9 protein-coding genes are annotated in these 6,781 nt (G+C 67.5%); 3 read left to right on the top strand and 6 right to left on the bottom strand.

The features are described from left to right. Positions 1 to 251 precede the first annotated feature (251 nt). A complete protein-coding gene (locus M2302_RS28915) occupies positions 252 to 1,022 on the bottom strand; it encodes an SDR family oxidoreductase (RefSeq protein WP_280840983.1) in 771 nt (256 codons plus the stop codon). Positions 1,023 to 1,181: 159 nt separating this feature from the next. Here M2302_RS28915 and M2302_RS28910 point away from each other — a divergent pair, with 159 nt between their 5' ends. Further along, entirely contained in the window at positions 1,182 to 1,664 is a 483-nt protein-coding gene (locus M2302_RS28910; RefSeq protein WP_280840980.1) for an NUDIX hydrolase, read from the top strand. A gap of 142 nt (positions 1,665 to 1,806) precedes the next feature. On the opposite strand, the gene M2302_RS28905 is transcribed toward M2302_RS28910, so the two are convergent. The 5 genes from M2302_RS28905 to M2302_RS28885 all read right to left on the bottom strand — a co-directional run bounded on the left by M2302_RS28905 (position 1,807) and on the right by M2302_RS28885 (position 5,544). Beyond that, entirely contained in the window at positions 1,807 to 2,088 is a 282-nt protein-coding gene (locus M2302_RS28905; protein WP_234038701.1) for a hypothetical protein, read from the bottom strand. Between the two features lie 426 nt (positions 2,089 to 2,514). Next, positions 2,515 to 2,718 carry a cold-shock protein gene (locus tag M2302_RS28900; RefSeq protein WP_013283833.1) on the bottom strand — a complete coding sequence of 68 codons (204 nt, stop codon included), beginning with the start codon at positions 2,716 to 2,718 and terminating at the stop codon, positions 2,515 to 2,517. Between the two features lie 1,037 nt (positions 2,719 to 3,755). Next, positions 3,756 to 4,091, bottom strand: a complete 336-nt coding sequence (locus tag M2302_RS28895; RefSeq protein WP_210778567.1) for a cupin domain-containing protein — start codon at positions 4,089 to 4,091, stop codon at positions 3,756 to 3,758. Between the two features lie 133 nt (positions 4,092 to 4,224). Further along, positions 4,225 to 4,659: a hypothetical protein gene (locus tag M2302_RS28890; protein ID WP_280840979.1), complete on the bottom strand. Its 435-nt coding sequence runs from the start codon at positions 4,657 to 4,659 to the stop codon at positions 4,225 to 4,227. A 468-nt stretch (positions 4,660 to 5,127) separates the two neighbouring features. Further along, the gene (locus M2302_RS28885) at positions 5,128 to 5,544 is read right to left on the bottom strand and encodes a group III truncated hemoglobin (protein WP_280840978.1); all 417 of its coding nucleotides are present in this window, start codon (positions 5,542 to 5,544) and stop codon (positions 5,128 to 5,130) included. A 42-nt stretch (positions 5,545 to 5,586) separates the two neighbouring features. Here M2302_RS28885 and M2302_RS28880 point away from each other — a divergent pair, with 42 nt between their 5' ends. Both M2302_RS28880 and M2302_RS28875 read left to right on the top strand, forming a co-directional pair. After that, complete coding sequence (locus tag M2302_RS28880) at positions 5,587 to 6,261, top strand: helix-turn-helix domain-containing protein (RefSeq protein WP_280840977.1); 675 nt, start codon at positions 5,587 to 5,589, stop codon at positions 6,259 to 6,261. Next, a complete protein-coding gene (locus M2302_RS28875) occupies positions 6,258 to 6,686 on the top strand; it encodes a hypothetical protein (RefSeq protein WP_280840976.1) in 429 nt (142 codons plus the stop codon). The genes M2302_RS28880 and M2302_RS28875 overlap by 4 nt, the downstream gene beginning before the upstream one ends. The last annotated feature ends 95 nt before the right edge of the window (positions 6,687 to 6,781 follow it).

The raw sequence follows: 6,781 nt of genomic DNA, 5'->3' as shown, positions 1-6,781 counted from the left end.
GCTGGTATTACGAGGACTGGGCGGTCCATGTCAGCAACGGCCATGTTGCACACGACCGCTTTCCGCGCGGCGAACCGGACCACGATGTCGACAACAGTGTCCACCTATACGGCGGCCCCGCGCGCCGAAGTAACCGCTAGCAGCCGCCCTCACACGCGGCCGATAACCACTCGCCTGACCAGGAACAGCCCACCACCGCGCCCGCACGGGTAGCGGCAAATCCGGGCGGTTGTGATTGAGGGTGTTTGCCGTCAACGGCCGAGTACGGCACCGCCGTTGAGACCGATGATCTGCCCAGTCAGGTAGCCGGCGGCCGGTGAGGAGATGTAGCGGATGGCCGCTGCTACATCAGCGGGTGTTCCGGCCCGTCCGACGAGGGTTTCAGCCACCTTCGCCGTCACGAAGTCTGCGGTGTCCTGACCGTGGAAGATGTCGGTCTCCTGGACATAGCCGGGCGCGAGGACGTTGACGGTGATGCCGTCCTTGCCGAGCTGGCGAGCCAGGCCCAAGGCCCATCCGTGCAGGGCCGCCTTCGCCGCAGCGTATGAGCCGGCTGAGTGCGACCCGGCCCCTCCACGTTGCGCGGCGGCGGAACTCACCATGATGAGGCGGCCGCCGGGCCGGCTCAGCTGCTGCAGGAGCGCGTTGGTCAGCAGTACCGCGGTGAGCAGGTTGATGTTCAGGTCATGCTGCCACGACCTCGCGAGCGCTTCGAGGCTTTCGTCCGCCGGCGGCCTGATGATCGCCCCCGCGTTGTTGACCAGTACGTCGACAGCGCCCAGCTCGGCAATCCGCGCGGCGGCACCACGAACCTGCTTCGGATCGGTCAGGTCCGCACTGACCGGAATCACGTGATCCGCCCCGGTGGCTTCGTTGATCTCAGCGCGCGCCTGACGCAGCAGCTCCTCCCGCCGGCCGATGACGACTACCCGATCGCCCTGGCTGGCGAACATGCGAGCGATCTGCTTACCGATGCCGGTGCCACCACCGGACACCACAGCAAGACGGGAACCAGTTGCCATGCCGTCACCATAACGATCATCCTTGGTGATCTCATGCCCTGCATCCGCTTCTCGGCACGAGCGGACGCTGACCCGGCGCGCGGTCTGCGGCAGATCAGTATGCCGGCCGACGTTCGGCACGGCACAATGTCGGCTCACGAGGGGTGGCAGAATGCGCCTGTGTCGATCTCCGCGGAAGACTCCCCCAAGGCTCGCATCGTCACGGCGTTGGTGCGGGACGGCAACCGGATACTGCTATGTCACCGATCTCCCCGGCGCCGTTGGTATCCCGACGTCTGGGATCTTCCCGGTGGCCACGTGGAGCCCGGGGAACTTCCGGGCGCGGCACTTGCTCGAGAGCTTCGAGAGGAGCTTGGCATCGACATCGCGGCGCCGTTGGGTCCGCCTGTGCAAGAAGTTCGTGCCGACACGTTCGACATGCAGATCTGGCTGATCGAAGCGTGGACGGGGTCTCCGGTCAACGTTGCGCCAGACGAACACGATGCCATCGAGTGGTTCACGGAAGACGCACTCGGAGGTTTGTCCTTGGCTCATGACAGCTACCTTGCGATGTTCAGCAGGGTTCTTGCCGAGAGCGCCAGGCCGGAGACCAAGACTGAGCACGCGCCTCATCGGCAGAGTCGGACGCACCGCACTCGTTGAGCTTTCGACGCCCGGCCAGCGGCATGAGAGTTAACGGTTCCTGTCAGAGTCTACCGATCAACACGGTCCTGCCCTGGTCGCTGCGTCAGAGCAGAGTGACCGCGTCGCGGCGGCGATGTAGCGGCGGCCGTGCGGCGCACGATCAGAATGGTGCGGGTCCGCGGCCTGCCAACGACATCAACACCTGCGTGGCGAGTAGCTTGCGTATGCCGGTGACGGCGACTGTCCCCATCCGATCGTAGGGCAGTTCCAATTGCAGCCCTTCGACTGCGTTGCGAAGGTCTGTCGTGATCTCGTCCGGACGGAACGTGCCGCCCCAGCCGTTGAGTCCTCCGCGCTGGTTGGTACTGAGGGAAGCCATGCCGGATATGCATGCGCCGTCGACCAGGATCAGCCTCGCAGGACCCGAGTAGGTCGTCGTCATAGTCATCAACCCTTCAGGATGTAACGCCGCGCACCCCGGGTCCCGGCTGTCTGACAGTCATCAGGAGGCGAGGCGTCGAGTCCGACCATGGTGTGCTCCACCTGGACCGCGACCGTACGTGCCTCGACCGTCAGGGCGGCGGCGATGCGGAATTCGGCTCGTTAGCGATAAGGGTCGATGTCTGGGTCTGTCTGGTTCATGAGCCAGAGGCGCGGCTTGGGCGAGCTGACAGTCGGCCTGTGCAGACTAGCGCCCGAGGTCCGAATCGATCCAGAGAAGAGAACACGGGGGCAATGCTGAGCTGACTCCACACCGAGATGGCCGGCCTTCTGCCGATCGGACGATTTTCGCGATGCCGTGGTGAGCGCATGAAACGCCGAACGGCGGCCCGCTGAACCAGTCGGGCCGCCGTTCGCAGAGTGTGGATCAAAGCGGGCGGATGTTCTCCGCCTGCGGGCCCTTCTGGCCTTGGGTGATGTCGAACTCCACCTTCTGATTCTCGTCGAGGCTGCGGAAGCCGCTCGCCGAGATCGCGGAGAAGTGGGCGAAGACGTCGGCGCCGCCGTCGTCCGGGCTGATGAAGCCGAAGCCCTTGTCGGCGTTGAACCACTTCACGGTACCTGTAGTCATGTCTGCTCCTTCGCAGGCTGTTAGAGACCGCACTGTGCGGACCCTTACGCCGCCGCGTTGATCACCCGCGTCGAAACGACACGAAAAACGAAAAGCGCCTGGATGGGTTTCAGATGCCCCATCAGGCGCCGGAAAACGTCTACGGAAATCAAAACTGCAACTAGGCTACCGTAGCACATGATCCGTCGTCGATCCCATGGCGGTGAGTGGACCTGGTCACTCGTCTGCTTGCCACGCCGCGTGGACGGCACGTTGACCGGGTTCACGATGGGCTAGTTGCAAGACTGGGAAGTGGCAGCGACACCGAGAATCGGCAGGTCGCGCCTGATGTGGCGTGAATTCTAGTCGGGCGCCGTCAGGACGAGCGGCCACGATGTCCGTCCACACGGGCTCGATTAGTCGGCGTGGGCACCTGCGGAAGCGCTGTCTGGCTCCGAGGCGGGACGGGGGCAGGTGGGCGGATCGGCCGGCTCGCCCAGTGGTCTCGGTGGAGAACCTTGGTGTGGTTCGGGTCGTGCCCGACGCTGGTGGCCGTGCGGGGCGGCCGCACCCGCGCGATCGCCTGACATTGGAGAAGCGCCTTGAAGCAAGGTCAGTTGCGCGCACATCGGCACGTCCGGACGGTAACCGGGCCAGCTCGGCGTAACGCTGTGTAGCGCGCGGATCGCGGCAGATGAATCTGTTGATTCTGCACGGTCCGCTGGTGGCACTGTCGCTACCGGCGGATCGTCTCGCTGTCGAGTCCTGCGGGCCGGCGGTCCGGCGCGGTGGTTAGGCTTTACGGATGCAGGGGGCGGTGTGCTGGAGCGGCCTCAATGGCCGACGCCGACGATGTTCGTCAGCTGGCGCTGGCGCTGCCTCATGTGGTCGAGATCGACAGTGACGGCTTCGACTTCCGGGTCGCCGTGCGTCGAGGATACGGAGCTGTTGCTGGGCGATCCCGTCGTGCCCGATGAGGTCGTGCGGTCGCGGTGACCGTTCAGCCCGGCGGTGGCCGTCGCCCGTGCGGGAGCGGGGGGAGGGCGGGCCGACCGTCTTCACTGACCGAGCTTTGCCACTGTCAGCAATACCACCGCGTCCTCGTGGGCGACCAGGCGGTGCCGCTCCGGTGGCACGAGGATCAGGTCCCCCTGGCGTCCGGTCCAGCTTGCCGCGGAACCGATAAGTTCGACCCGCCCCCGCAGCACCAGCACTGTCGCCTGGCCCGGGTTCTCGTGCTCGCTGAGCTCGACCCCGCGACGCAACGCGATGATCGTCTGTCGCAGCGTACGTTCATGTCCGCCGAAGACGGTCTCGGCGCTGCGACCGGACTCGGATGCCGCCGCCCGCTCGCTATGCTCGCGGGCCAGCGCGTCCAGGCTGAGTTTCTGCACCTGTCGCCCACCTGTCTGTTCAACCGGAACGACGCCACCGCCTCGGCAGATGCCGGAACGTCGTACCTGACGGCGTCGGATAGAGCGAGAATACCGATCTCGGGCCGCCAGCCGGTGTGGTCGGCGGAAGTCGTCAGCGCAGCCGTAGGACCAGCGAGATGCCCAACCACGCCACCGTGACCAGCTTGATCGCTTCCATGGCGATGTATACCACGTGCAGGTGGGAGGCGACTGGTTGCCCACCGGCGATGATCTGCTGCGCCCGTACGTCGAGCAGGGGTCGCATGACGAAGGCCTGGGTCAGCAGGACCGCCCCGGTGACCGCGACGAGCGTCCATCGAACTGCCCCGGCGCCAGCGCCGACCAGCGCCAGAGCAAGCAGGAGGAACAGCGTCAGCTCCGCCACATTGAGTGCGCGGAACACCAGGCGTCCGATGCCGAGCCCGAGAGCACGGGTGATCCCGGGAGCGCGGAACTTCAACGGCGCCTCGATCAGAGAAATGGCCACCACCATTCCGAACCAGACGAACGGGATCGCGACCTGCGCAACGAGTCGTAACCTGTCCATGATTTTCTCCCCTCTCTGCTATTGCGACAGCACGCCCGGGGCCATCTCTCGCTGGATCTCCTTGACGTGCAGCTCACGGCGGTGCATGGTGCCGGTCGGACTGGGTGGCGCGACGGCGTCGCGGGCGGCGAAGGTCGGTGCCGGGGGTCGCCATCGGATCGAGGGTCGTGCCGGGGTTCTGATGTTCCGCCGCCGGCTGCGCTGGCGGAGGCGCCGCGCCCACCGACACAATCTGGAGGGTCATGCCGGCCTGGCGATGTCCGGGCAGGGAGCACCACCCCGGATCGCCGCCCTGTCGACTCCCGCGCCCAGGCGGACCGATTCACCCCGGGCCACCAGTGGGGTCCGAGTGCCAGGTCCTGAGATCCAACATCCGGCCGCCGGCTGCCAATGGCAGGTCAGCCACCAGATGAGCGCGACCGACCTGGTGGGCGACGGACGAGTCGACCTGTACGTGGCGGGGCCCGGTCAGGACGAGGGTTGGCGGGTCCGAATGGTGTGGTGCTCGCTGCCGGTGCCGCCGTTGAGGCGCCGCAGCATCGACTGCGCGATCCGGCCGGCCTGCGCCTTGGCCAGCTCGGCCTTGGGGCCGGCGTGCCGGTCGTCGATGGTGCCGCACCACAGCTCCCACCAGCGGTCGAAGTGCCGCTCGACCAGGGGCTCCCGTCGGTGCAGGTCCACATGCAGGCGGAAGGCGCTCCCGTGGTACGCGCCGGTGCGGAACAGCACGGTCTCCCAGAAGTCGCACATGGTCGGCAGGTGGGCCGTGAGGTCCATCCGAGCCACGTCGATGAAAACCGGACCGAGCAGGTCGTCGGCGAAGGCCCGGCGGTAGAAGTCGGTCACCAGGGCGGTGATGTCGGCGCGGTCGGCGATGTCGGCCATGGGACCCTCCTTTTCACTATGCCCATCGTATAAAATAGGCGCGTGGTGGAAGACGTGAGCTACGCCGCACTCGCCGTGCAGAGCCGGCGCCGGATCCTCGACACGCTCCGCGCGGCGGACGGCCCGACCGGCGTCAGCGAGCTGGTCACCGTCACCGGACTGCACGCCAACACGGTCCGTTTCCACCTCGAGGTGCTGGTCGAGGCGGGCTTCGTCAGCAGCGGGCCCGGCCCGCGGCGCGGTCGTGGACGCCCGCACACGGTCTACCGCAGCGTCACGCCGCCGGCGCCGTCGACCGGGTACCAGTTCCTCAGCCAGGTGCTGGCGGCCCAGCTCGACGACCGGGGCGCGGGTGAGCTGGCCGAGCAGGCCGGCCGCTCCTGGCTGCGCGGCGACGGCCGCTCCGCGGCGGCACCGCCCGGCGCCGATCCCGTGGGCGTCGCCACCGCCCGGGCGCTCGCCCTCTTCACCGAGCTGGGCTTCGAGCCGGAGCGCGCGGCCGATTCCGCCACCGTCCAGATCGACCTGCACGCCTGCCCGTTCCTGGAGGTCGCCCAGCGCCACCCCGACGTGGTCTGCGCCATGCACCGCGGCCTGCTCCGAGAGGTCGTCGAGGCGGCGGCGCCGGGCCTGGCCGCCGAGCTGATCCCGTTCGCGCGACCGGGCGTCTGCGTCGCCCGGCTCACCCCCACGGAGAAAGGACCCGTCCGCTCATGACCAGGCTCCGGGACATCGTCCAGCTGGCCGTTCCCTTCCTCTGGCTGGGGATGGTGATCGCCATCTCGCTCATCGAGGCGCCGCTGAAGTTCCGGGCACCGGGCGTCAGCCTGCCGATCGGCCTGGGCATCGGGCGACTGGTCTTCCGCGCCCTGAACGCGGTCGAGTTCGTCCTGCTGGCCGGGCTGACCGTGGCGGTGCTCGGGGCGTCGATCGGCGCGGCCCGCTGGGCGGGGATCGGCGCCCTCTGGCTCGTCCTGCTCACCCAGGCCGCCGTCCTGCGGCCGCTGCTCGACCGGCGTGCCCAGCTGATCATCGACGGCCACCAGCCGCCCGCCTCCACGCTGCACCTGTGGTACGTGGCGCTGGAGCTGATCAAGATTCTCACCCTGGTGCTGCTCCTCGCCGGACGACTGCTGCGCTAGGCCGTGTCTTCAAAGGCTCACAACCGTTGCAGTAGCGCGGCGATGGTGACCGTGGCCTGGTACGACGTGGCGGTCTTGTCGTACCAGGCAAGCGC

The organism is Micromonospora sp. A200, assembly GCF_029893845.1.
Lineage (GTDB): Bacteria > Actinomycetota > Actinomycetes > Mycobacteriales > Micromonosporaceae > Micromonospora > Micromonospora purpureochromogenes.
Note: the sequence above shows the minus strand (reverse complement) of the source record. Positions and strands in the feature narration are given on the sequence as shown.